The organism is Brevundimonas sp. 1080 (assembly GCF_040545985.1).
Lineage (GTDB): Bacteria > Pseudomonadota > Alphaproteobacteria > Caulobacterales > Caulobacteraceae > Brevundimonas.
Genome location: NZ_JBEPMW010000002.1, coordinates 901245 through 922915 on the forward strand (window position 1 = coordinate 901245; position 21671 = coordinate 922915).

The 21671-nt window shown below is 65.9% G+C and carries 17 protein-coding genes; 9 read left to right on the forward strand and 8 right to left on the reverse strand.

The genetic code is table 11. From position 1 onward, the window contains the following. Positions 1–61: 61 nt before the first annotated feature. A complete protein-coding gene (locus ABIC32_RS09780; protein WP_354074024.1) occupies positions 62–2011 on the forward strand; it encodes a ubiquitin-activating E1 FCCH domain-containing protein in 1950 nt (649 codons plus the stop codon). Between the two features lie 4 nt (positions 2012–2015). Here ABIC32_RS09780 and ABIC32_RS09785 read toward each other — a convergent pair whose 3' ends face one another. Further along, the gene (locus ABIC32_RS09785) at positions 2016–2927 is read right to left on the reverse strand and encodes an isopenicillin N synthase family dioxygenase (protein WP_354074127.1); all 912 of its coding nucleotides are present in this window, start codon (positions 2925–2927) and stop codon (positions 2016–2018) included. Between the two features lie 226 nt (positions 2928–3153). Here ABIC32_RS09785 and ABIC32_RS09790 point away from each other — a divergent pair, with 226 nt between their 5' ends. Then, positions 3154–3828 carry a YiaD family glycine zipper/OmpA-like lipoprotein gene (locus ABIC32_RS09790; RefSeq protein ID WP_045811096.1) on the forward strand — a complete coding sequence of 225 codons (675 nt, stop codon included), beginning with the start codon at positions 3154–3156 and terminating at the stop codon, positions 3826–3828. Positions 3829–4019: 191 nt separating this feature from the next. On the opposite strand, the gene ABIC32_RS09795 is transcribed toward ABIC32_RS09790, so the two are convergent. From ABIC32_RS09795 to ABIC32_RS09805, 3 genes are all read right to left on the reverse strand, one after another. Further along, a complete protein-coding gene (locus ABIC32_RS09795) occupies positions 4020–5177 on the reverse strand; it encodes an outer membrane beta-barrel protein (RefSeq protein ID WP_354074128.1) in 1158 nt (385 codons plus the stop codon). 239 nt (positions 5178–5416) lie between these two features. Then, positions 5417–5884, reverse strand: coding sequence for a MaoC family dehydratase (locus ABIC32_RS09800; RefSeq protein WP_354074025.1), 468 nt, complete (start codon positions 5882–5884; stop codon positions 5417–5419). A 60-nt stretch (positions 5885–5944) separates the two neighbouring features. Next, positions 5945–6925 (reverse strand): threonine ammonia-lyase, encoded by a 981-nt coding sequence (locus ABIC32_RS09805; protein WP_354074026.1) that lies wholly within the window; start codon positions 6923–6925, stop codon positions 5945–5947. 37 nt (positions 6926–6962) lie between these two features. On the opposite strand from ABIC32_RS09805, the gene glpK reads away from it, so the two are divergent. From glpK to ABIC32_RS09820, 3 genes are all read left to right on the forward strand, one after another. Next, positions 6963–8492, forward strand: a complete 1530-nt coding sequence (glpK, locus tag ABIC32_RS09810) for a glycerol kinase GlpK (protein WP_354074027.1) — start codon at positions 6963–6965, stop codon at positions 8490–8492. Between the two features lie 37 nt (positions 8493–8529). Beyond that, entirely contained in the window at positions 8530–9606 is a 1077-nt protein-coding gene (locus ABIC32_RS09815; RefSeq protein WP_354074028.1) for a phosphotransferase family protein, read from the forward strand. 167 nt (positions 9607–9773) lie between these two features. After that, the gene (locus ABIC32_RS09820; RefSeq protein WP_354074029.1) at positions 9774–10796 is read left to right on the forward strand and encodes a glycoside hydrolase family 62 protein; all 1023 of its coding nucleotides are present in this window, start codon (positions 9774–9776) and stop codon (positions 10794–10796) included. On the opposite strand, the gene ABIC32_RS09825 is transcribed toward ABIC32_RS09820, so the two are convergent. From ABIC32_RS09825 to ABIC32_RS09840, 4 genes are all read right to left on the reverse strand, one after another. Then, positions 10786–11541: a DUF1223 domain-containing protein gene (locus ABIC32_RS09825; RefSeq protein WP_295188662.1), complete on the reverse strand. Its 756-nt coding sequence runs from the start codon at positions 11539–11541 to the stop codon at positions 10786–10788. The two genes, ABIC32_RS09820 and ABIC32_RS09825, sit on opposite strands and share 11 nt — an antisense overlap. A gap of 67 nt (positions 11542–11608) precedes the next feature. Then, positions 11609–13822, reverse strand: a complete 2214-nt coding sequence (locus ABIC32_RS09830; RefSeq protein ID WP_354074030.1) for a prolyl oligopeptidase family serine peptidase — start codon at positions 13820–13822, stop codon at positions 11609–11611. Positions 13823–13986: 164 nt separating this feature from the next. After that, positions 13987–16161, reverse strand: a complete 2175-nt coding sequence (locus ABIC32_RS09835; RefSeq protein WP_354074031.1) for a prolyl oligopeptidase family serine peptidase — start codon at positions 16159–16161, stop codon at positions 13987–13989. Positions 16162–16261: 100 nt separating this feature from the next. Next, positions 16262–17056 carry a potassium channel family protein gene (locus tag ABIC32_RS09840; protein WP_165114807.1) on the reverse strand — a complete coding sequence of 265 codons (795 nt, stop codon included), beginning with the start codon at positions 17054–17056 and terminating at the stop codon, positions 16262–16264. Positions 17057–17096: 40 nt separating this feature from the next. On the opposite strand from ABIC32_RS09840, the gene dapF reads away from it, so the two are divergent. The 4 genes from dapF (at position 17097) to ABIC32_RS09860 (ending at position 21667) form a co-directional block, all read left to right on the forward strand. Next, positions 17097–17927 (forward strand): diaminopimelate epimerase, encoded by an 831-nt coding sequence (gene dapF, locus ABIC32_RS09845; protein ID WP_354074129.1) that lies wholly within the window; start codon positions 17097–17099, stop codon positions 17925–17927. A gap of 133 nt (positions 17928–18060) precedes the next feature. Next, positions 18061–20391: an NADP-dependent malic enzyme gene (locus ABIC32_RS09850; RefSeq protein WP_066553438.1), complete on the forward strand. Its 2331-nt coding sequence runs from the start codon at positions 18061–18063 to the stop codon at positions 20389–20391. Next, complete coding sequence (gene rsmI / locus ABIC32_RS09855) at positions 20388–21260, forward strand: 16S rRNA (cytidine(1402)-2'-O)-methyltransferase (protein ID WP_197458392.1); 873 nt, start codon at positions 20388–20390, stop codon at positions 21258–21260. The genes ABIC32_RS09850 and rsmI overlap by 4 nt, the downstream gene beginning before the upstream one ends. Continuing rightward, positions 21257–21667, forward strand: coding sequence for a YraN family protein (locus ABIC32_RS09860; RefSeq protein WP_199060916.1), 411 nt, complete (start codon positions 21257–21259; stop codon positions 21665–21667). Before rsmI ends, ABIC32_RS09860 begins: the two co-directional genes overlap by 4 nt. Positions 21668–21671 lie beyond the last annotated feature (4 nt).

Sequence of the window (21671 nt, forward strand, 5' to 3'; positions counted from 1 at the left end):
CCTTAACCGCCCGATGGCAGACTGAGCGCTAATCGGGCGGTCCGCGTCCTTTGGGATGGGCATGGTGAAGGTTTCCAATCGGATCGGCAGGGCGGTGAAGGCTCTGCGCATGTTCACGTCGCGCCTCTCGTCGGACCGCGACGGCAATGTCGTGATGATCTTCGCTTTGGTGATGCCGGCGCTGATCATGCTGACCCTGGGCGGCATCGACATCAACCGGGTCACGACAGCGAAGGCCCGCGTTCAGGACGCGCTGGACGCCGCCGCCCTGGCTGCGGCGCGCTCGTCCTATACCGATCCGAAAGACCTGAAGACCGTCGCCCTGGTGGCGCTGAGAGCCAATCTACGCAACGCGTCCGTGGAGCCGTTCGCCGATGACGCCGTCAAGATCGAGCTGACGAAAGACCAGATCGTCATCGCCGACATCCAGGTCCAGGTGAAGACGCTGATCGCCAATGTCGTCCTGCCCCCCTACGGCAAAATTCTGGACGACACCCTGCCGGTCAGCGTCCACTCCGAGGTGAACCGGTCGTCCAAGGACATCGAGGTTTCGCTGGTGCTCGACATCACCGGCTCGATGGGCAGCAACAATCGGATCGGTGATCTGAAGAACGCCGCGAACCAGCTGATCAAACTGGTCGTTCAGCCGGCCGCGAAACAGACGCCCTACTATTCCCGCATGGCCATCGTGCCCTATTCGATCGGCGTGAATCTGGGTTCTCGCGCCGACGCCGCACGCGGCGCCTCGATCGGATCGACCGGCATCAGCGGCGCCGCATGGGCGGCGGCGGCGGCCAAGTCGATCTCCGGCATAACGCGCGCTTCGCCGGGCGTCGTGACCGCCAACGGCCACGGCCTATCGACCGACGACTACGTCTGGATCAGCGGCGTCAGCGGCATGACCCAAATCAACAACCGCGCCTACAAGGTCGTGCGGATCGACGCCAACAAGGTGTCCCTGCAATATCAATCCGGCGCGAACTGGTATGCGCTGAATACCACTAGCGGCAATGGATACAGCAGCTACAGCTCGGGCGGTCAAATCCGCAAATGCATGCGCTCCGACTGCTTCGTCACCATCACGTCCACCAATCACGGCTTGGCGAAAGGCGACACGCTTCAGATCGCTGACGTTAAGGGCATGACGGCGCTTAACACGACGAATGATGAAGGCCTTTACGAAGTCCTGGAGAAGATTTCGAACGACGCCTTTGTAATCCCTGTCGGCGGCGCCGCGTTCGCTGATTATTCTGGTGGCGGCTCCGTTCAATGTGGGCGCGATGGATGCGCCACGCGCGTCTTCCGCGACGCTCAGTACAATCGCTTGACCGCCTTTAGTAACACCAGCTGCGTCAGCGAGCGTACGGGTTCACAAGCCTACACCGACGCGGCTCCGAGCACGGCCACGGTGGGTCGCAACTATGCCGCGCCACCCCGCACGACGCCCGTAAAATCGGCGGGTAACCCCTGCCCGGCAGCGACGATCCAGCCGTTGACATCCAATATCAGCACCTTGACCAGCCTAGTAAATGGGCTGTCTGTGACGGGCTCGACATCCGGGCAGATTGGTCTCGCCTGGGGTTGGTATACGGTATCCAACCAGTTCAATGGGCTCTGGTCATCGAACCCCGCAGCGGCCTATGCACCGACCAAGGTTCTGAAGGCGGTGATCTTGATGACGGACGGGGAATTCAACACGCCCTATTGCGGTGGCGTCATCGCGCGCGATGCGGGCTCAGGGTCCGGCAACCTCTTTGACAAGATTGCCTGTGATGCGACGAATGGCGACCCGTTCGATCAGGCCGCAAAACTGTGCAGCGGTATGAAGGCCAAGGGCGTGATTGTCTACACCGTGGGCTTCTCGATCACGCCCGGCAGCGACGCAGCCAGCATCCTCAGCACCTGCGCCACCGACAAGGATAAGGCCTTCCTGCCGCAGTCGGGCGCGGACCTGTCCAACGACTTCCAAGCCATCGGACGCGACATCACCCGACTACGGATTTCCCGCTGACGGCCTAGAGCAGGCGGATTTCCCGCAGGCGTTCGGTCAGATAATCCTCGGCCAGGATGGTCTTGCCCGCATAGCGATCGGGATTGTCCGGCGTGATGGCGCTGGGCAGGGTGTCGATCGGGAAGTCCGGGTTGAAATGCAGGAAGAAGGGCGTCGAATAACGGGCGAAGCCGCGACGCTCTGGCGCGGGATTGACCACGCGGTGGGTCGTCGATGGCAGGACGTGGTTGGTCAGCCGCTGCAACATGTCGCCGATATTGACGACCAGGGCGCCGGGCGGCGGGGCGATGTCGAGCCAGCTGCCGTCCTTGTCCTTCAGCTGAAGACCGGCTTCTTCGGCGCCGAGCAGCAGGGTGATGACATTGATGTCTTCATGCGCGCCGGCGCGCACGCCAGGCGCATCGGCCGGAACCGGCGGATAATGCAGCATGCGCAGGACGCTGTTGCCCATGTCGACCTTGTCCGCGAAGAAGTTGTCGCCCAGCTTCAGATAGCGGGCGATGGCGCGCAGGATCTTGGCCCCGAGCGCATCCAGGTCCTCGAACATGCCATACAGGTGCTCGCGGAAGCCTTCGATCTCGGTCGGCCAGAGGTTGTCGCGCATATAGCGGCGATAAGGATGGCCTTCGGGCAGTTCCCGGCCGACGTGCCAGAATTCCTTCAGATCGACCGTTTTGGCGTCCTTGGCCGCCTCGACTCCGAACGGGGTCAAGCCGCGCGCGCCGCCGGTACCGGGCTGGTGATACTGACGCTTCACCTCTTCCGGCAGGGCGAAGAAGGCCTTGGCGTCGTCGATGGCTGCGGTGATGCGCGCCTCATCCAGACCATGGTCGGCGACGACAGCGAAGCCATAGCGGGAGAAGGACGCGCCCAATGCGTCGCTGAACTCTTGAAAATCGGCGTCGTACAGCGTCATCGAAACCGGCTGAATGGCGCGGTCGGTCGTGTGGTCCGTCTGGGTCACGCTCACGGCGTCGTCCTCGATTTGGGGATGTGCGGCGGTTCCCATACGCCTAATCGGCGACCTTGTCAGGGTCATGGCGCGTGCGGACGTGGAAGGCATTCATGCCCCGTACAGATTGGAACCTTCACAGTAAGCGCACGTTTCCGCGCCAGATCGCTCAAAAGAAAGGGACTATTCCATGCGCGCCAAGTTCATCGTCGCCAGTGTTTCCATCGCCGCCCTGCTGGGGGCAGCCGCCTGCACCACCACCGACCCCTATCGTTCGGGTCCGGTTCGCAACAACACCGGGACCGGCGCCATCGCGGGTGCGTTGGGCGGCGCGGTTCTCGGCTATCTGACCAACACCTCGAATGGCGAACAGGGCCGCAAGAACGCTCTGATCGGCGCCGGGATCGGCGCGCTGGGCGGCGCCGCCGTCGGCCAATATATGGATCGTCAGCAACGTGCGATGGAAGCCGAACTGTCCGGTTCCGGCGTAGGCGTGGCGCGTCAGGGCGACCTGCTTGTGCTGCGCATGCCGTCGGACGTGACCTTCGCCACGAACCAGTCCTCCATCGATCCGCGCTTCCTGCCCGTGCTGGACGATGTCGCCCGTGTTCTGCAACAGTACGACCAGTCGACCGTGGACGTGATCGGCCATACCGACTCTTCAGGCGGCGACGCGATCAACCAGCCTCTGTCGGAGCGCCGCGCCAGCAGCGTCGCCTCTGAACTGGTGCGCCGTGGCGTTCTGGCCCAACGCCTCTACGTCGCCGGTAATAGCTCGCGTAACCCGGTGGCCTCGAACGCCACCGCCGAAGGCAAAGCGCAGAACCGCCGCGTCGAAATCCTGATCCGGCCGTTCACCGGCTGATCGGCGTCAACATCAGAATGCTTGAGGGCGGCGTCGCGAGGCGTCGCCCTTTTTCTCTGCGTAGACGCGTCACGCAGTAGGTAAGACGGCGCAAAGAAAAACGCCGCCTCCTGTCGGAAGCGGCGTTCTGTCTTTCGACAACTTCGAAGGTTGAAGCCGATCCGGACGAACCAGATCGGCTCCTGAAAGTCTTAGAAGTTGATGTCGATGGTCGCGCGGCGGTTGAGCGGTTCGCGCACACCGTCGGCGGTCGGCTTGGCCAGGTTGGTTTCGCCCTTGCCGTCCAGGGCGATCACGCCGCCGTTGACGCCTTGAGCAACCAGGGCGTCCGCGACGGTGCGCGAACGACGGTTGGACAGACCCAGGTTATAGGCGGCCGAACCCGAGGTGTCGGTGTAGCCGACGATCAGGACGCGCGTCGGTGCGCCCGACTTGGCGTAGTTGGCGGCCTGCGTCACCACCGAACGGGCTTCCGCAGTCAGGTCCGAACGATCCCAGTCGAAGTAGACGACGAACTGGCGAGCGACCGGCTTCTGCGCAACCGGCGGCGGGGGCGGCGGGGGCGGAGGAGGCGGCGGGGGCGGCGGGGGCGGGGGAGGCGGCGGCGGCGGCGCGTCTTCCGCACCGAAGCTGTAACGCAGACCCAGGGTCACGGTGTGCGACTGATCGTAGTCGCCGTCCCATTCGCCGAACGACGTGGCGCCCACGCCCGTGCCGAAGGTCGACGAGTTGAACGAAGCATCGCCCGTCAGATAGCGGTAGGTCAGATCAACATTGGCGCGGTCGCTGATGGCCCACGCCAGACCAGCGATGGCCTGAGCGGCGAACTTGGTCGAATCATCGTCGATGGCGAACGTTGCGCCGCGGTTAGCGCGCAGATTACCGATCGTTTGAGTGCGGACTTGGTTCACACCAGCACCGAGGCCAACGAAGGGACGAACGCCCCAGGCTTCGTAACCGAAGTCGTACAAGACGTTGGCCATCAGAGTATAGGACTCGATGTCGCCTTCAGGAGAGAAGCAACCGCCCGTCGCCGGCGTGAAGTTGCATAGGCCCTGCGTGCCGCTTACAGCGCGAATCTTGCCGATGTCGCCCGAGCGGTAGCCGCCTTCGAGTTCAACGCGCCAGTTGGGGTTGAAGCGATAACCGAGACGAGCGAACGCCGCCCAGCCGTCGTTGACTTCATAGTTCCACGACGCGCCGGTAGTCGATGACTCGGCGTTGATATCGTCGATGATGTGGTAGCCGGCGTCGATGGCGCCGTACCAGCCGTTCGGCTCCGCCGACGCAGCGCCAGCCGACAGGGCCAGGGCGGCCGCTGCGCTGGAGGCCAGCACGAAAGTCTTCATACGCATAGGGGGGTATCCCTCCGCCTCTGTTATAGTAGGGGGCGGGTCTACCGCCTACGCGGGTCTTACCAGCCTTGCTGTACAAGGTCGAGGCGGAAACGTGACGGTATCGATCAGCAAAGGCGAGACCGTGGCCTTGATGATACAGATGAATTTGGCGTCAAGGCACAGAATAGTTAACGTCCAGCCTTCGGCGCGTCACAATCCACGACGGCGCGGCACTATAACCTATGCGAGCGTCACGGCTCAATTTTTCGATCGACCATCTGCATCCCGAGCCACTCGGCAATCAGCGCCGGCTTGTCGGCACCGTCGATCTCAACCGTCAGTTCATGTTTCAGCAACCAGCGTCCGCCGCCCTTGTCGTCGGCCGATAAGAGCTTGAAACGACCGCGAATGCGTGATCCCGCCGGCACCGGCGCCAGGAATCGCAGTTTGTCGAAGCCGTAATTCACGCCCATCACGACGCCCTCCAGCGGCGCCACCGTGTCATAGCTCATGGCCGAAGCCAGGCTCAGGGTCAGAAAGCCGTGCGCAATCGTTCCGCCGAACGGCGTGGCCCTGGCCGCCTCCGGATCGACATGGATGAACTGGTGGTCTTCGGTGCAATCGGCGAAGGCGTCGATCCGGGCCTGGGTGACGTCGAACCATTTCGACACCCCGACCTCCTGTCCGATAAACGCCTGTAGTTCACTGGCTTTGGTCATCGTGCGTTTCCTGTGCGTGTGCGGAGAGGTTGGCCGACCGTCACGGGGAAGGGAAGCCCTTCAGCCGCCGAAGCGCCCCTCGATGATCTCGGCGTACAGCGTCGGATCGACGTTGCCGCCAGACAGCACGATGGCCGTCGTCCGTCCTGTCGTCCCGATCTTTCCGGCAAGCAGGGCCGCGAGCGAGACGGCGCCGCCGGGTTCGAGGACGATCTTGAGATGGCGGAACGCGAAACGCATCGCTTCCGCGACCTCGGCATCCGAGACAGTGATCGCCCCCACCAGCCGTCGATTGATCGGCCAGGTCAGCACGCCCGGCATCGGCGACATCAGGGCGTCGCAGATCGACGGCGCGCCTTGCGGATGACCGACCCGCTCTCCGGCCGCCAGCGACCGCGCCGTGTCGTCGAAGGCTTCGGGCTCAACCACGAACACCTGCGTCGCGGGACTGCGTTCGGCCATGACCAGATTGATCCCGGCCATCAACCCGCCTCCGGACGCCCCGCACAGCAGCTGGTCGAACGGCGCATCCGCCTGATCCAGCATTTCCAGCGCCGTCGTCCCCTGGCCTTCGATGATGAAGGGATCATCGAACGGCGGAACCAGGATCGAGCCACGCTCGGCGGCGATGGCCGCGCCGATCGCCTCGCGGCTTTCGGTCCAGCGGTCGTAGAAGCGTACCTCGCCGCCGAAGCCGATCACCCCCTCGACCTTCACCCTGGGCGAATCCGACGGCATGACGATGATCGCCGGCGTCCCGACCATGGCGGCGGCGGCGGCGACGCCCTGCGCATGGTTTCCGGATGAGAAGGCGACGACGCCGCGCGCCTTCTCCCCGTCGGTCAGTCGGCTGATGCGGTTGTAGGCCCCGCGAAACTTGAAGGCTCCGGCGCGCTGCAGGCTTTCGGTCTTCATGAGAACCCGCCCGCCGACCACCGCGTTCAGGGCGGGGCTTTCGAGCAGGGGAGTGCGGACGGCGACCCCGTCGATCTGGCGGGCGGCGTCGAGGACGCCTTCATAGCTGGGCAGGTGCGTCGTCATATGCTCCCCTTACCCAAGACGCAGCCGGGAGAGAACCATGAGCCTGATCCTCGCCATCGACCAGGGCACGACCTCGACCCGCGCCATCGCCTTCGAGGTCGCGTGTCAGGCAGCGCGAAGCGCGGTCGGCGAAGAAGAAGGGGACCTGAGGCCCGTCGCAGTCAGCCAGATCGAGCTGGCCCAGCATTTCCCGAAGTCCGGCTGGGTCGAACATGACGCCGCCGAAATTTGGGCCGCAACGCTCCAGACCTGTCGCGAGGTGGTGCGCAAGGCCGGCGGCGTGGCCCGCTTCAACGCCATCGGCATCACCAATCAGCGGGAAACGGCCGTGATCTGGGACGCGGCGACCGGCGAGCCTCTGCATCGCGCCATCGTCTGGCAGGATCGCCGCACCGCCGACGTCACCGCCCGCCTGACCGCCCAGGGCCACGAGCCGAGGGTGCAGACCGCGACCGGCCTGATCCTCGATCCCTATTTCTCGGCGACCAAGTTCGCTTGGCTCCTGGACGCTGTGCCCGGGTCGCGCGAGCGTGCGGCGAAGGGCGAGGTCAAGCTGGGCACGATCGACGCCTGGCTGATCTGGAAACTGACCGGCGGCCGGGTCCACGCCACCGATGCGACCAATGCTTCACGCACGTCTTTGATGGATCTGAGGACGGTCGAGTGGCGGGACGACCTATGCGCTTTGTTCGACATCCCGCGCGAAGCCCTACCTGACATCGTCCCCTGCGCGGGTGTGATCGGAGAGAGCGATCCGGCGCTGTTTGGCCAGCCTCTGCCCATTGCCGGATCGGCGGGCGACCAGCAGGCGGCCCTTGTCGGGCACGGGGCGCTGAAAGCTGGGGACGCCAAGATCACCTATGGCACCGGCGCCTTTCTGGTCGCCAATGTCGGCGCGGAGCCCGTGGCCTCGACACGGCGTCTGTTGGGCACGCTCGGCTATCAGGCCGACGGCCAGTCCGCCTATGCGCTGGAGGGGTCGATCTTCTCGGCTGGCTCGGCGATCCAGTGGCTGAGAGACGGGGTCGGGTTGATCTCAGAGTCGCGTCAGTCGGAGGCGATGGCGCAGACGCTCAGGGACAACGGCGGGGTCTATATGGTCCCCGGCTTCACGGGTCTGGGCGCGCCATGGTGGGAGCCGGAAGCGAGGGGAACCATCGTCGGGCTGACACGGGATTCCGGTCCGGCCCATTTCGTGCGCGCCGCGCTGGAGGCCCTGGCCTATCAGACGCGCGACCTACTCGACGCCCTGGCCGCCGATGGCGCCCCGCCTCTGAAGACGCTGAAGGTGGACGGCGGCGTCACCGCCAACAGTTTCGCCATGCAGTTCGTCGCCGACATCTGCGAGGTCGAGGTGGAGCGTCCTGCCTTCCAGGAGATGACGGCCCTGGGCGCCGCGCGCCTGGCGGCCCTGGGCGTCGGCCTTTTGCCGGACTTGGAGGCGCGCCCGGCCGAGGCGCCCGCCTGCTGGAAACCACGCATGAAGGCGGACGAGCGCGAGCGTCTGCTTTCCGGCTGGCGTCGCGCAGTGAAGGCCGCCATCATCGCCGCGTCGGAACGGGCGTGAGATCCGGACGGCTCAAGGAAACGACGAGGACCGCCGCATGACCGACGCCGCCCCGCTGGACGCCCAAAGCGCCTTTTCCGGCACGCGCGAGGTCGATCCGCGCTATCGCCTGGACGAGGCGGCGCTGGATGCCTGGATGCGCGCCCACGTCTCGGGATACGCCGGCCCGCTCACGGTGCGACAATTCAAAGGCGGCCAGTCGAACCCGACCTATGAACTGGTGACGCCCACGCACGCCTATGTGCTGCGTCGCAAACCGCCCGGCGTCCTGCTGCCCAGCGCCCACGCCGTGGATCGCGAGTTCCAGATCATCTCGGCTCTGGCCGCGCAAGGCTTCCCCGTCGCCAAGCCTCATGCCCTATGCCTGGACGAGACGGTCATCGGCTCGATCTTCTATGTGATGGACAAGGTCGAGGGTCGGATCTTCTGGGATTTGAAACTGCCCGGCCTGACGCCCATGGAGCGGCGCGCCGTCTATGAGGCCCAGACGGACACGCTGGCTCGGCTGCACGCCTTCGATCCCGCCGCCATCGGCCTGGGCGACTACGGCAAGGCCGGCAACTATTTCGCGCGTCAGGTCGCCCGTTGGACCAAGCAGTACCATGCGTCTGAGACCGAGCCGGTTCCGGCGATGGACCGGCTGATCGCCTTCCTGCCCGAAAGCCTCCCGGCCGAGGGCCCCAGCCGCATCGTCCACGGCGACTTTCGTCTCGACAACATGATCCTGGCGCCGGACCGAGCAGAGGTTCGCGCCGTGCTGGATTGGGAGCTATCGACCTTGGGCGATCCGATGGCCGACTTCTCCTATCTGCTGATCGCCTGGGCCATTCCGGCTTCGCTGCGCAACGGCCTCGCCGGCGCCGATCTGGAGGCCCTGGGCATCCCGTCCGTCGAGGAGACCGTCGAACGCTACGCCGCGGCGACAGGCATGCGGCCCGCCAATCTCGACTGGCTCTACGCCTATAATCTGTTCCGCTTGGCGGCCATCTGTCAGGGCATCGCCGGCCGGGTCCGCGACGGCACCGCCGCCAGCGCCCACGCCAAGACCATGGCCGCCCAAGTCGGTCCGCTCAGCGATGCGGCCTGGGGCTTTGCGAAGCAGGCGGGAGCCTAGACGTCTTTAACGTCAGCGCCATTTATGGATAGGCCGGGTCTGATTTCCGTTTCAAAGCGCTTAAGGCAGTGATCATGCTAAGGAACAACCGTCGATGGACACGGCCGATCATTGCCGCATTGGCCTGCGTGTTTGTCGTCCAGTTCAATCCAGCGACGGCGCAGTCCGTGGAAGACGCGGCGTCGCCTCCACGATTCCACTGGCGCTCTTCGGCCCAACTCATCGCCCCAAGGGCCGGTGACGGGAACGGATATTCGGCCCTGAAGGACCCCACGATCGTCTATGTGGATGGCGAGTATCATCTCTTCATGACCTCGGTCGGCGCCGAGGGCTGGCACATGGCCTATACCCATTTCACAGACTGGTCGCAGGCATCGACCGCCCCCATCGTCGATCTGAAGCAGTCGGGTATCGGGCCCGGTTACAGAGCCGCCCCGCAGGTTTTCTACTTCGCGCCGCAGAAGCTCTGGTACATGGTCTATCAGAGCGGGCCGCCCGTCTATTCGACGACCGCGACGATTGGCGACCCACTATCCTGGAGCGGGCCGAAACCCTTCTTCGATCAGGCCCCGGACATCATTAAAGCCGCCACGGGCCAGGAGGCCTGGCTCGATTTCTGGGTCATATGCGATGACGTGTCCTGCTATCTGTTCAACACCGACGACCATGGAAATCTGTTCCGGTCGCGAACCTCGCTCCAGCAATTTCCGGCCGGCTTCTCCGACACACGCCGCATGATGACAGGGCCGCGAGACGACATCTTCGAAGCCAGCATGCACTATCGACTGGCCGGCACGAACACCTACCTGACCCTGGTCGAGGCCATTGGACCGCAGGGCCGCTATTTCCGCGCCTGGACCAGCGACCGCCTAGATGGCGACTGGCGTCTGCTGGCCGGCAGTCCATCGCGTTCCTTCGCCGGATCGGACAACGTCGTCTTCGATGGAGAGGCCTGGTCTCAGGGCGTATCGCATGGCGAGTTGGTTCGCAGCGGCTATGATCAGACCCTGACGCTAGATCCCTGCCAGCCGCTTCAATTCCTTTATCAAGGCCTGGAGCCGCATGCGGCGGACACGGCCTATATCGACCTGCCCTATCGCCTGGGCCTGATGACGGCGACAGGGCCCAATCCGATCAGCGCCCTATGCCCTTCGGCGACGAAAGGCAACGTCTTGCCGCCTAGTCCCTGACGGCGGCGCCCAGGATGCGCTTGTCCGTCTTGCCTTGCACCAGCACCGCCACGGCCTCGCCGGGGCGGGCGGACGGCAGGGCGTAGAGCATCGGGCGGCCGCGCCATTCGCCCAGGCGCGTCACACCGCGCACGACGTTCATATGGCGAACGGCCTGACCCCGGTTCTCGCCCTGACGGACCTCGACCACCTGAGGGCCGGGCGTGTAGGTCACCGCCACCACCTCGGCGCCGCCGACCGGCGCGCGGCCGGAACCGACGCCGACGCCGGCTCCGTTCTCGCGGAATTCGATCTCGGGCGGCCAGGCCTGACGCACCGCCTCCTGACCGATGGCAGTTTCAAGCTCGACGCTGCGGGCGCCCGACACCTGACGTCGGCCGTCGATCACGACCTGGGGTGTCGAGACGCCGCGCTGGCGCAGGGCGGCGCGATAGGCGCGCTGGCGCTGAACGAACTCTGGCCGGGCGAAGGTGTCGGTCCAGCCCAGATAATCCCAGTAGTCGACGCCATAGGTCAGGGCGATGACGCCCGGCTGGGCCGCTGCCTTCTCCACCGCCGCATTCGCCTCGATGCAGCCGCCGCAGCCCTGGGCGGTGAACAGTTCGACGACCACCGGCGGGCCGTTGGCCGTCGCATGGCGCGGCGCAAGCGGCGGACGCCCCGCCGCCGGCTGGGCCGCCGAGGCGACGGACATGAGGGCGCCCGCCATGACCGTGCCCGCGATGATCCAGCCCTTGGTGTTCATGCCGTCGTTCTAGTCCTTGGGCCGCGACGGAGCGCCTCATATTCGCGTGAAGCTCTCTCGGTTTCGCTCAATCCATCAGCTGTTGCGACAGATAGACATAGTGGCGGGCCCAGCGACGGGCGTTGGCGACCGGGTCGGCGTCGTTGGAGTGACCGCCCGCCGTGTCCTCATAATAGAGGTGGTCATACCCCATATCGCCCAGGCGCGCGGCGAACTTGCGCGCATGGCCGGGGTGGACCCGGTCGTCGCGCGTGTTGGTGGTCAGATAGACGCGGGGATAGGGTTGGCCCGGACGGAGCTGCTGATAAGCGGAGTATTTCGCGATCCACTCGGCTTCTTCCGGGATGCGCGGGTCGCCGTATTCGCCGATCCACGACGCCCCGGCCGGCAGTTCGTGATAGCGCAGCATGTCCACCAGCGGGCTCTCGATCACCGCCGCATTGAACAGTTCGGGGTGCTGGGTGATCGACACCGAGGTCAGGACCCCGCCGTTCGACCGACCATAGATGCCCAGGCGACGCGGGCTGGTGATCCCGCGCTGTTCGAGATCGCGCGCCACGGCGGCGAAGTCGTCGAAGGCCTTCTGACGATCGCCGTCCAGCGCCGCCTGGTGCCAGTCGGGCCCGAACTCGCCCCCGCCGCGGATGTTTGCCTGCACGAAGACGCCGCCGCGCTCCAGCCACAGCTTGCCCATTTCGGGCTTGTAGGCCGGGTTGAGACTGACTTGGAAACCGCCATAGCCAAGCATGACGGTAGGGTTCGACCCGTCCAGCTTCATGTCGCGCGGGCGGGTGACGAAATAGGGGATCTTGGTCCCGTCGGTCGAGGTCGCCTCGAACTGTTCGGTCACGTCGCGCGACGCGTCGAACTTGGCGGGCGCCGACTTCAGCGTGGTCAGGGTCGCGGCGCCCGCATCGGCCAGGCTTAGGGTTGGCGGAACGAGGAAGCCCTGGGTCGAGACGAAGACCTCGCCGCGTGATTTGGACGAGTCGCCGAGACCGACCGCGAGGTTGTCGGGGACCGTGATGTCCTGACGGCTCCAGCCGCGCTCGCCGTTCGAACGGAAGACGCCAGCACGTCCACGCACATTGTCCGTGTAGGAAACGACCACGCGATCCGACAGAACGCGAACGTCGCCTACAGCCTGACGCGCGTCAGGCGAGAAGATCAGCGGCGCGGCGTTGCTGACAACCGTCTCGCCGTCGGCCCGCGCCTGCAGCACCTCCAACGGCATCGACAGCAGGTCGCCGCCCTTGAACGCCGTCCCGCCGGTCAGGCTCCAGTTCTCTTCCGGCGAGAAGATCAGGGCGTCGTTCAGGACGCCATAGACCGAGACGCGGGCGGGCAGCCTAAGCTGGGTCGTCTTGCCGTCGTGCGCCAACTGCCATGTCTCGGACCGGAAGGTGTCCAGCGGACGGGTGATGATGACGGCCGTCACCTTGCCGTCCTTGGCGCGATAGACGGCGGGGCTCACGCCGTATCCGCCGTCGCCCTGTTCGCCGCGATAGACCTCGGTCGCCTGGGCCAGGGTCTGGCCGCGCTTCAGCGTCTTGACGATGAAGGGATAGCCGGACTCCGTCATGGTGCCCGCGCCGAAATCGGTGGCGACCAGAAGCGTGTCGCGGTCCAGCCATTCGATGCGGTGCTTGCCTTCGGGCAGGCTGAACCCGCCGTCCACGAAACGCTTGGTCGTCAGGTCGATCTCGCGCACGACCACCGCGTCCTTGCCGCCGTCGGACAGATTGATCAGGCAGCGGGTGTCGTCCGGCGCCAGGCAGTCGGCGCCTTTGAACACCCAGTCTTTGCCCTCCGCTTTGGACAGGGCGTCGATGTCCAGCAGCGTCTCCCATTGCGGCGTTGCGGTCCGGTAGCTGGCCAGCGTCGTGCGACGCCAGACGCCCTTGGGATTGGTCGCGTCCTGCCAAAAGTTGCCGATGCCGTCGCCCAGGAAGGACGGGCTGGGGATGCGATCGGTCGCCGTCAGGATCGCCTGGGCCTCGGCGCGGAAGGTTTCGTAGCGCGGGTCGCCGGTCAGGACGGCGAGAGACTTGCGTTTCTCCTCGGCGACGAAGGCCATGGCCTCGGCCCCGTCCACCTGCTCTAGCGCCAGATGATCGTCCGCCGCCGCAACGCCCGCCGGGGTCAGATCGCGGGGGAAGTGGGGCGGCAGCCTGTCGTTGGTCGAGACCACCATTCCGTCGCCGCCGGTTGCGACCGGCGAGCTCGCGCAGGCGGCCAGCAGAAGGGCCGGGATGGCGGCGGACAGGATCAGGTGACGCATGGCTTGAACTCCGCAAATCTGATCCTCCCCCGCGTCGCGGGGGAGGGGGACCGCCGTCAGGCGGTGGAGGGGGCGGAACCAGACACGGTGCGCGAGGTCGCCCCCTCCACCACTTCGTGGTCCCCCTCCCCCGTTCGCAAGCGCTCACGGGGGAGGATTGAGTGCTATTCCTGGGCCGGCGTGTCCATCAGGCGGCGCGACAGATAGGTGTATTCCAGCGCCAGACGCCGTGCAGTTTCACGCAGATTTGCCCCGGCCGCGTGACCGCCGTCGACGTTCTCGTAGAACAGCACCGGATAGCCCAGCTCTTCCAGACGCGCCGCCGCCTTGCGGGCATGGCCCGGATGGACGCGGTCGTCCTTGGTCGAGGTATGGATGAAGACCTCGGGGTAGGGCTGGCCCGCGCGCAGGTTCTGATACGGCGAATATTGCTGAATCCAGGCGCGCTGCTCGGGGATGTCCGGGTTGCCGTATTCGCCGATCCACGAGGCTCCGGCCAGCAACTTGTGGAAGCGCAGCATGTCGAACAGCGGCACCTGGATGACGGCGGCGTTGATCAGGTCGGGTCGCTGGGTCAGCATCGCCCCCATGAACAGCCCGCCCTGCGAGCCGCCCATGATGCCCAGCTTGGGCTGGCTGGTGATGTCGCGGGCGATCAGATCCAAGGCCACGGCCTGGAAGTCCTCATGCGCGCGCTGGCGGTTCTGTTGCAGGGCCGCCTCGTGCCAGCGAGGTCCGAACTCGCCGCCGCCGCGCGTATTGGCGATGACGTAAACGCCGCCCCGCTCCAGCCACAGCTTGCCGACCGTCGCCGAATAGCCGGGCAGCAGCGAGCTTTCGAATCCGCCGTAGCCGTACAGTAGCGTGGGGTTGGAGCCGTCCAGCGGCATGTCCGCTTTATGCACCACGAAATAGGGGATCATGGTCCCGTCGGCCGAGCGGGCCTCGTGCTGATCGACCGTCATGCCGGCGGCGTCGAACTTGGCCGGCATCGACTTGACCTGATCGACCGCGCCGGTCGCCGCATCCGCCAGCCACAGGCTGGAGGGGTTTAGATAGCCGGTGACGCTGACAAAGACCTTGTCGTCCTTCTCCGAAGCCGAACCGACGCCGACCGAGACGTTCTGGGGCAGGTCCAGCGTCGTATGCGCCCATTCGCCCTGACCGTGGGTATAGACCCGCACCGAGCCGCGCACATTATCATACAAGGCCACGACCAGCCTGTTGCGCGTGACGTTAACGCCCTCGATGGCCTGACGCTCGCTCGGACGCAGCACCAGCTGAGCCGGGGTCGACTGATCGGCGAGCCAGGCCTCCAGCGGCCAGGCGATCAGGTCGCCGGTCTTGAAATCCTGACCCGACGGCGCGGTCCAGTCCTGTTTCAGCGACACCAGAAGCTGGCCCTGGACCAGACCGGTGATGTCGGACTTGGCCGGCAGCTGAAGCTGCGTCAGGGCGCCGTCGTCGCCCAGGCGCCAGGTCTCGGACGAATAGAAGTCCACCGAACGGTTGATCAGCGTCGCCTTCACCACCCCGTCGGCGTCGCGCAGCGTATAGCCGGACACCGAAACGTCGGTCGGCTGGCCGGTGAACAGGGTCTCGGCCTGGTCCGGAGTCTGGCCGCGCTTCATCCGCTTGACCACCATCGGATAGCCCGAGTTAGTCAGAGTGCCGGGACCGAAGTCGCGCGAGATCAGCAGGGTGTCCTTGTCGATCCAGGATGCGCCGCCCTTGGATTCCGGCAGGGTGATGCCGCCGTCGACGAACTTGCGCTCGACCGTGTCGAACTCGCGCAGGGTCACCGCGTCCTTGCCGCCGTTCGACAGGCTGATCAGGCAGTAGCGCTCTTCAGGCTGCAGGCAGGTCGAGCCCTTGTAGACCCAGTTCTGGCCCTCGGCCGCCGCCAGGGCGTCGATGTCGAGGATGGTCTGCCACTCGGGCGTGGCGGTGCGATAGCTGTCCAGCGTCGTGCGACGCCACAGCCCGCGCACATGCTGGGCGTCCTGCCAGAAGTTGTCGATATGGCCGTCGTGGGTGAAGCCAGGCGACGGGATGCGGTCCTGGGCCTGGACGATCTCCAGCGCCTGCTGATGCAGGGTTTCGTAGCGGGGATCGCCTTGCAGGACGGCGAAGGTGCGTTCGTTGTGGGCCTTCACCCACTCCATCGCCCGCTCGCCCTCGACCTCTTCGAGCCACAGATAGGGGTCGGTAGCATCGCTGGTCGCGAAACCGCCGGAGGCCGGAGCGGGTGAGGAGGCTGGGGTCTGGGCCATGGATACCGAGGTCAGGCTGGTGGAGGCGAGAAGCGTGGCAAGCGCGACGGCGGAAGCACGGATCATGGACAGGTCCCCGAAAACGAAGCCGGCACCTTAACGACGCCTTCCCGTGCGGCAAGCCGTGCGACCTTACCGTTTTGTCACACCGGCGGGACGCGCCGCCTCATCCCTCGTCTGGAATGCAGAGCAGCTTGCCGCACGCCTTGCAGTGAACGGCGTCGGGGTCGTGGTTCTGCAGGCCGCAGCGATCGCACGGAAAGTGCACCTTGTGCGGTCGGATCAGGGCCTGGGCGAGGCGCAGGAACAGGGTGATGCCGACAAGCATGACGGCGATGGACAACAACCGCCCCCACGGCCCCGGCAGGGTGACGTCGCCAAATCCGGTCGTCGTCAGGGTGGCCACTGTGAAATACAGCGCATCCACATAGCCGGCGATGCCGTCATGCCCCCTGAAGGTCGCATAGACGAAGCCGGTCGCCACGAAGACGAAGGTGATCAGATTGGCCAGGGCCCGCGCGATCCCTTCAACCCGCGTATCGTCGAACCGCGCCCCCACGGTGCGCCAGAAGAAGTCCGAGTTCAGCAGGGTCCACAGCCGCAACATCCGCAGGAAGCCGAGATTGAACAGCCAGGCCGGAAACAGCAGGGTCGCCAGCACGAAAAGGTCGACCCAGACGATCGGCCGCTTCAGCCAGTCCTTGATGTTCGCATAGGCATAGGCCCGCGCAGCCAGGTCCAGGGCCAGGATGGCGGCGATGAAATAGTCCAGCGCATAAAAGGCCCAGCCCATGTTCTTCAGGATGGGCGCCGCAAGGAAAAAGCCGATGATCGCCAGATCGATGACGATGACCATCAACCGGAACCGCACCGCCGGCGGTTGACTGCCGTGATACAGGTATCGCAGCCGGGCGCGCAGTCGCAGGCCGTTGTCCTTGGGGTCGGTTTCGGTCTGGGACACGCTGGTTTCCGCGACGCTGGGTTGGGCCTATATGGCCTGCATGACCCGTCCTTTCGTCAAGATGAACGGCGCCGGCAATGACTTCGTCGTCGTCAATGCGCTGGAACAGCCGTTCGCTCCCAGCGAGGACCAGATTCGTGCGCTGGGCGACCGCCAGACTGGCGAGGGCTTCGATCAGTTGATCGCCATTGAACCGTCAGACACGGCCGACGCCTTCATGCGGGTGTGGAACGCCGATGGATCGATGGTGGAGACCTGCGGCAACGCCCTGCGCTGCGTCGGCTGGCTGTTGATGCAGGCCAACGCCTTGGACCGCGTGGTGATCGACACGGCGGGCGGCCCGACCACCGCCACCCGCGCCGGTGACCATCGCGTGACCGTGGACATGGGCAAGCCTCGCCTGGATTGGACCCAGGTGCCGCTGGCCGAAGAAATGGACACACGCGGGATCGAGCTTCAGGTCGGCCCGATCGACGCGCCACTTCTGCACACGCCCGGCGCCGTCTCCATGGGCAATCCGCATGTGGTCTTCTTCACCGACCGCCAGGACGACGGCTTCGTCACCGGATCCGGCTCGCTGGTCGAGCATCACCCGCTGTTCCCGCAAGGGGTCAATGTCGGCTTCGCAAACGTGCTGGACCGGGACCACATCCGCCTGCGGGTCTGGGAGCGGGGCGCCGGCCTGACCAAGGCCTGCGGCACCGGCGCCTGCGCCGCCCTGGTCGCCACTGCGCGGCGTGGCCTGACCGAACGCAAGGCGACGGTGGTCGTCGATGGCGGCGAACTGCTCATCGACTGGAATGCGGAAACCGATCACGTCCTGATGACCGGGCCGGTCGAGATCGAACGGACGGGCATGCTGTCGATCTGACGGCGTTGACGCTGACGCGCAGGTAAGGCTCCGGGCCGATTGCGCAGGCTTCCTCCGCGTCAAGGGTTGGCGCGGCCCGTCCCAGCCTCTAGGACACGAACGGTTACAGCCACGCCGACGCCCTGGACGACCGATGCCCGATCAGACCGAAAAGCAAACCTTCTCCGACGACGAAGCGCTGGACTTCCACCGCATCCCGACGCCGGGCAAGATTTCCATGGCGCCGACCAAGCCGATGGCGACCCAGCGCGATCTGTCTTTGGCCTATTCGCCGGGCGTGGCCGTGCCGGTCCTGGCCATCGCCGCCGATGCGGACAAGGCCTACGACTACACCTCCAAGGGCAACCTGGTCGCCGTCATCTCGAACGGCACCGCGATCCTGGGCTTGGGCAACCTGGGTCACATGGCCTCCAAGCCGGTAATGGAGGGCAAGTCGGTCCTGTTCAAACGGTTCGCCGACGTCGACAGCTTCGACGTCGAGGTGAAGACCACCGATCCGGACGAGTTCATCACCGTCGTCAAGAACATCGGCGACACCTGGGGCGGCATCAATCTGGAGGACATCAAGTCCCCCGAATGCTTCGTCATCGAAAGCGAGCTTCAGGATCTGCTGGACATCCCCGTCTTCCATGACGACCAGCACGGCACCGCCATCATCTCGACCGCCGGCCTGATCAACGCCGTGCATATCGCGGGCAAGAAGCTGGACGAGATCAAGGTCGTGCTGGCCGGCGCAGGAGCGGCGGGCCTGTCCTCCATCGCCCTGATGAAGGCCGCGGGCGTCAAGGCCGAGAACACCGTGATCTGCGACCGCGACGGCGTCGTCTACAAGGGTCGCGACCACGGCATGGACCAGTGGAAGGCCGCCCACGCCACCGACACCCCACTGCGCACCCTGGCCGAAGCCATGGTCGGCGCCGACGTGGTGCTGGGCCTGTCCGCCAAGGGCGCGATCACCAAGGAGATGGTGGCCTCAATGGCGCCCAATCCGATCATCTTCGCCATGGCCAACCCCGACCCCGAGATCACGCCCGAGGACGTCAAGTCGGTGCGCTCGGACGCCATCATCGCCACGGGCCGCTCGGACTATGTGAACCAGGTCAACAACGTCCTGGCCTTCCCCTATCTGTTCCGCGGCGCGCTGGACGTGCGCGCGCGCCGCGTGAACCACGAGATGAAGATCGCCTGCGCCCAGGCCCTGGCCGCCCTGGCGCGCGAAGACGTGCCGGACGAGGTCGCCGCCGCCTATCGCGGACGCAAGCTGAAGTTCGGCCCGGACTACATCATCCCGACGCCCTTCGACCCGCGCCTGATCTGGTACATACCGCCCTTCATCGCCCAAGCGGCGATGGACACCGGCGTGGCCCGCGTCCAGATCGAGGATATGGACGCCTATCGCCACGCGCTGCGTTCGCGCGTCGATCCGTCCGCCGCCCTGATGCAGAAGATCAGCTCGGCCGTGCGCGGCGGGCCGAACAAGCGCGTCGTCTTCGCCGAGGGCGAAGAACCCGCCGTCATCCGTGCCGCCTGGGGCTTCAAGCAGGCCGACCTGGGCACGCCGATCCTGGTCGGCCGCGAGGATCTGATCCGTCAGAACGCCGCCGAGGCCGGTCTGAACTTCGACGAGCTGGGCATCGAGATCACCAACGCCCGCGTCTCCGACCACAATGTCGAGGACACCGACTGGCTGTACGAAAAGCTGCAGCGCCGGGGCTATCTGCGCCGAGACGTGCAGCGGATGATCAATCAGGACCGCAACTATTTCGCCGCCACCCTGGTCGCCAAGGGCCGGGCCGACGCCATGGTCGCGGGCGTGACCCGCAACTTCAACATGGCGCTGAAGGAGGTCCAGCGCGTGCTGGATGTGGACGACACCCTGATCGGCCTGTCGATCCTGCTGGCCAAGGGCCGCACCCTGTTTGTCGCCGACACCACCATTCACGAACTGCCGAACGCCGAAGAGTTGGCCGACATCGCCGTCAAGGCGGCCGATACGGTCAGGAAGCTGGGCCGCAATCCGCGCGTGGCCTTCCTGTCCTATTCCACCTTCGGCAACCCGCCCGGCGATCGCGCCGAGAAGGTGCGCGAGGCGATCCGCATCCTGGACAAGAAGGGCGTCGATTTCGAATACGAAGGCGAAATGCCGCCGGAAGTCGCGCTGGATCCCAAGGGGCATTCGGCCTACGCCTTCAACCGCCTGACCAAGCCGGCCAACGTCCTGGTCATGCCCGCCATCCATTCGGCCGCCATCTCGACCAAGCTGGTTCAGGCCCTGGGCGGCGCGACCGTGATCGGTCCGCTGCTGGTCGGTCTGGAGAAGCCGGTGCAGATCGTCAGCTTGGGCGCCTCGGTCAGCGAGATCATCACCGCTGCCACCTTCGCCGCCTATGACGCCGGTCCCGCCTTCCAAGGCTCGGGCCTGACCTCGGCGCCGCGTCCCCCCGCGGCCGTGGTCGAGCGTTGAGCGAACCCTCGCCCTTTCCCCCCGCCGCCCCGCCGCCCCGGCGGGTGGAGCCGGGTCTCTATCTGGTCGCCACCCCGATCGGCAACCTGCGCGACATGACGCTGAGGGCGCTGGACGTACTGGCCGCCGCCGATCTGGTGCTGGCCGAGGACACCCGCGTCACCGCCAAACTGCTAAGCGCCTATGGGCTGAAGGCCAGGCTGGAACGCTGCGACGATCATGCGTCCGGCCGCGCCGCCGAACAGGCGATCGAACGGTTGCGTGAGGGACAGGTGGTGGCCTTGGTGTCGGACGCCGGCACGCCCCTGGTCAGCGACCCCGGCTTCGTCGTCGCCCGGGCGGTGATCGCCGAGGGCCTGCCCGTCCATCCGATCCCCGGCGCCTCAAGTCTGTTGGCCGCCCTGTGCATCGCCGGCCTGCCGGCCGATCGGGTGCTTTTCGCCGGCTTCCTGCCGCCCAAGACGGCCGGCCGCACCGCCGCGTTGGAAGCCTTGAAGAGTCAGCGCCAGACCCTGGTCTTCTTCGAAAGCGGGCCGCGTCTGAAGGACAGTTTGACCGACATGACCGCCGTGCTGGGCCCGCGACCCGCCGCTGTCGCCCGCGAACTGACCAAACTCTATGAAGAATGTGTGCGCGGGACGCTGGACGACTTGGCCGTCGATCCCCGTCTGGACAGTCCCAAGGGTGAGATCGTCGTGGTCGTCGGCCCCGGCGAAGAGGTCCAGGCGACCGAGGCCGACGCGGACGCCGCCCTCATCGACGCCCTTCAGACCCTGTCCACCGGCGACGCCGCCTCCGAGGTAGCCAAGGCCCTGGGGCTGAACCGAAAGACCCTGTATCGCCGGGCGCTGGAGCTGAAGGGCAAGTGAAGCGCCTATCTCGTCCCGCGCCGGTCCGTCGCCCCAAGGCGGCGTGGCGTCAGGCGAAGGGCGGGACGGCGTTCAAGTCCGGTCACGCCGCCGAATGGATCGCGGCCTTCTGGCTGATCCTGCGCGGCTACCGCGTTCTCGGCTTCCGTCTGAAAAGCCGGGCCGGCGAGATCGATCTGCTGGTCTGTCGCGGTCGGGTGTTGGCGGTCGTCGAGGTCAAACGCCGCGCGACGATGGAGGCGGCCCTCCTGGCGCTGAAGCCGGTCCAATACGATCGACTGGTCGCAGCGGGCGAGGCGATCCGACGCAATCGGCCGGGTCTGCAACGTCTGGATTTGAGAATTGATATGGTGGCGCTGGCTCCTTGGCGCGTTCCACGTCATCTTCGCGGCGTCGAGAGGCGCTGACGAG

Coding starts and splice junctions, on each gene's coding strand:
- ABIC32_RS09780 (WP_354074024.1), top strand. CDS start 62: ATGGTGAAGGTTTCCAATCGGATCGGCAGGGCGGTGAAGGCTCTGCGC.
- ABIC32_RS09785 (WP_354074127.1), bottom strand. CDS start 2,927: ATGACGCTGTACGACGCCGATTTTCAAGAGTTCAGCGACGCATTGGGC.
- ABIC32_RS09790 (WP_045811096.1), top strand. CDS start 3,154: ATGCGCGCCAAGTTCATCGTCGCCAGTGTTTCCATCGCCGCCCTGCTG.
- ABIC32_RS09795 (WP_354074128.1), bottom strand. CDS start 5,177: ATGAAGACTTTCGTGCTGGCCTCCAGCGCAGCGGCCGCCCTGGCCCTG.
- ABIC32_RS09800 (WP_354074025.1), bottom strand. CDS start 5,884: ATGACCAAAGCCAGTGAACTACAGGCGTTTATCGGACAGGAGGTCGGG.
- ABIC32_RS09805 (WP_354074026.1), bottom strand. CDS start 6,925: ATGACGACGCACCTGCCCAGCTATGAAGGCGTCCTCGACGCCGCCCGC.
- glpK (WP_354074027.1), top strand. CDS start 6,963: ATGAGCCTGATCCTCGCCATCGACCAGGGCACGACCTCGACCCGCGCC.
- ABIC32_RS09815 (WP_354074028.1), top strand. CDS start 8,530: ATGACCGACGCCGCCCCGCTGGACGCCCAAAGCGCCTTTTCCGGCACG.
- ABIC32_RS09825 (WP_295188662.1), bottom strand. CDS start 11,541: ATGAACACCAAGGGCTGGATCATCGCGGGCACGGTCATGGCGGGCGCC.
- ABIC32_RS09830 (WP_354074030.1), bottom strand. CDS start 13,822: ATGCGTCACCTGATCCTGTCCGCCGCCATCCCGGCCCTTCTGCTGGCC.
- ABIC32_RS09835 (WP_354074031.1), bottom strand. CDS start 16,161: ATGATCCGTGCTTCCGCCGTCGCGCTTGCCACGCTTCTCGCCTCCACC.
- dapF (WP_354074129.1), top strand. CDS start 17,097: ATGACCCGTCCTTTCGTCAAGATGAACGGCGCCGGCAATGACTTCGTC.
- ABIC32_RS09850 (WP_066553438.1), top strand. CDS start 18,061: ATGCCCGATCAGACCGAAAAGCAAACCTTCTCCGACGACGAAGCGCTG.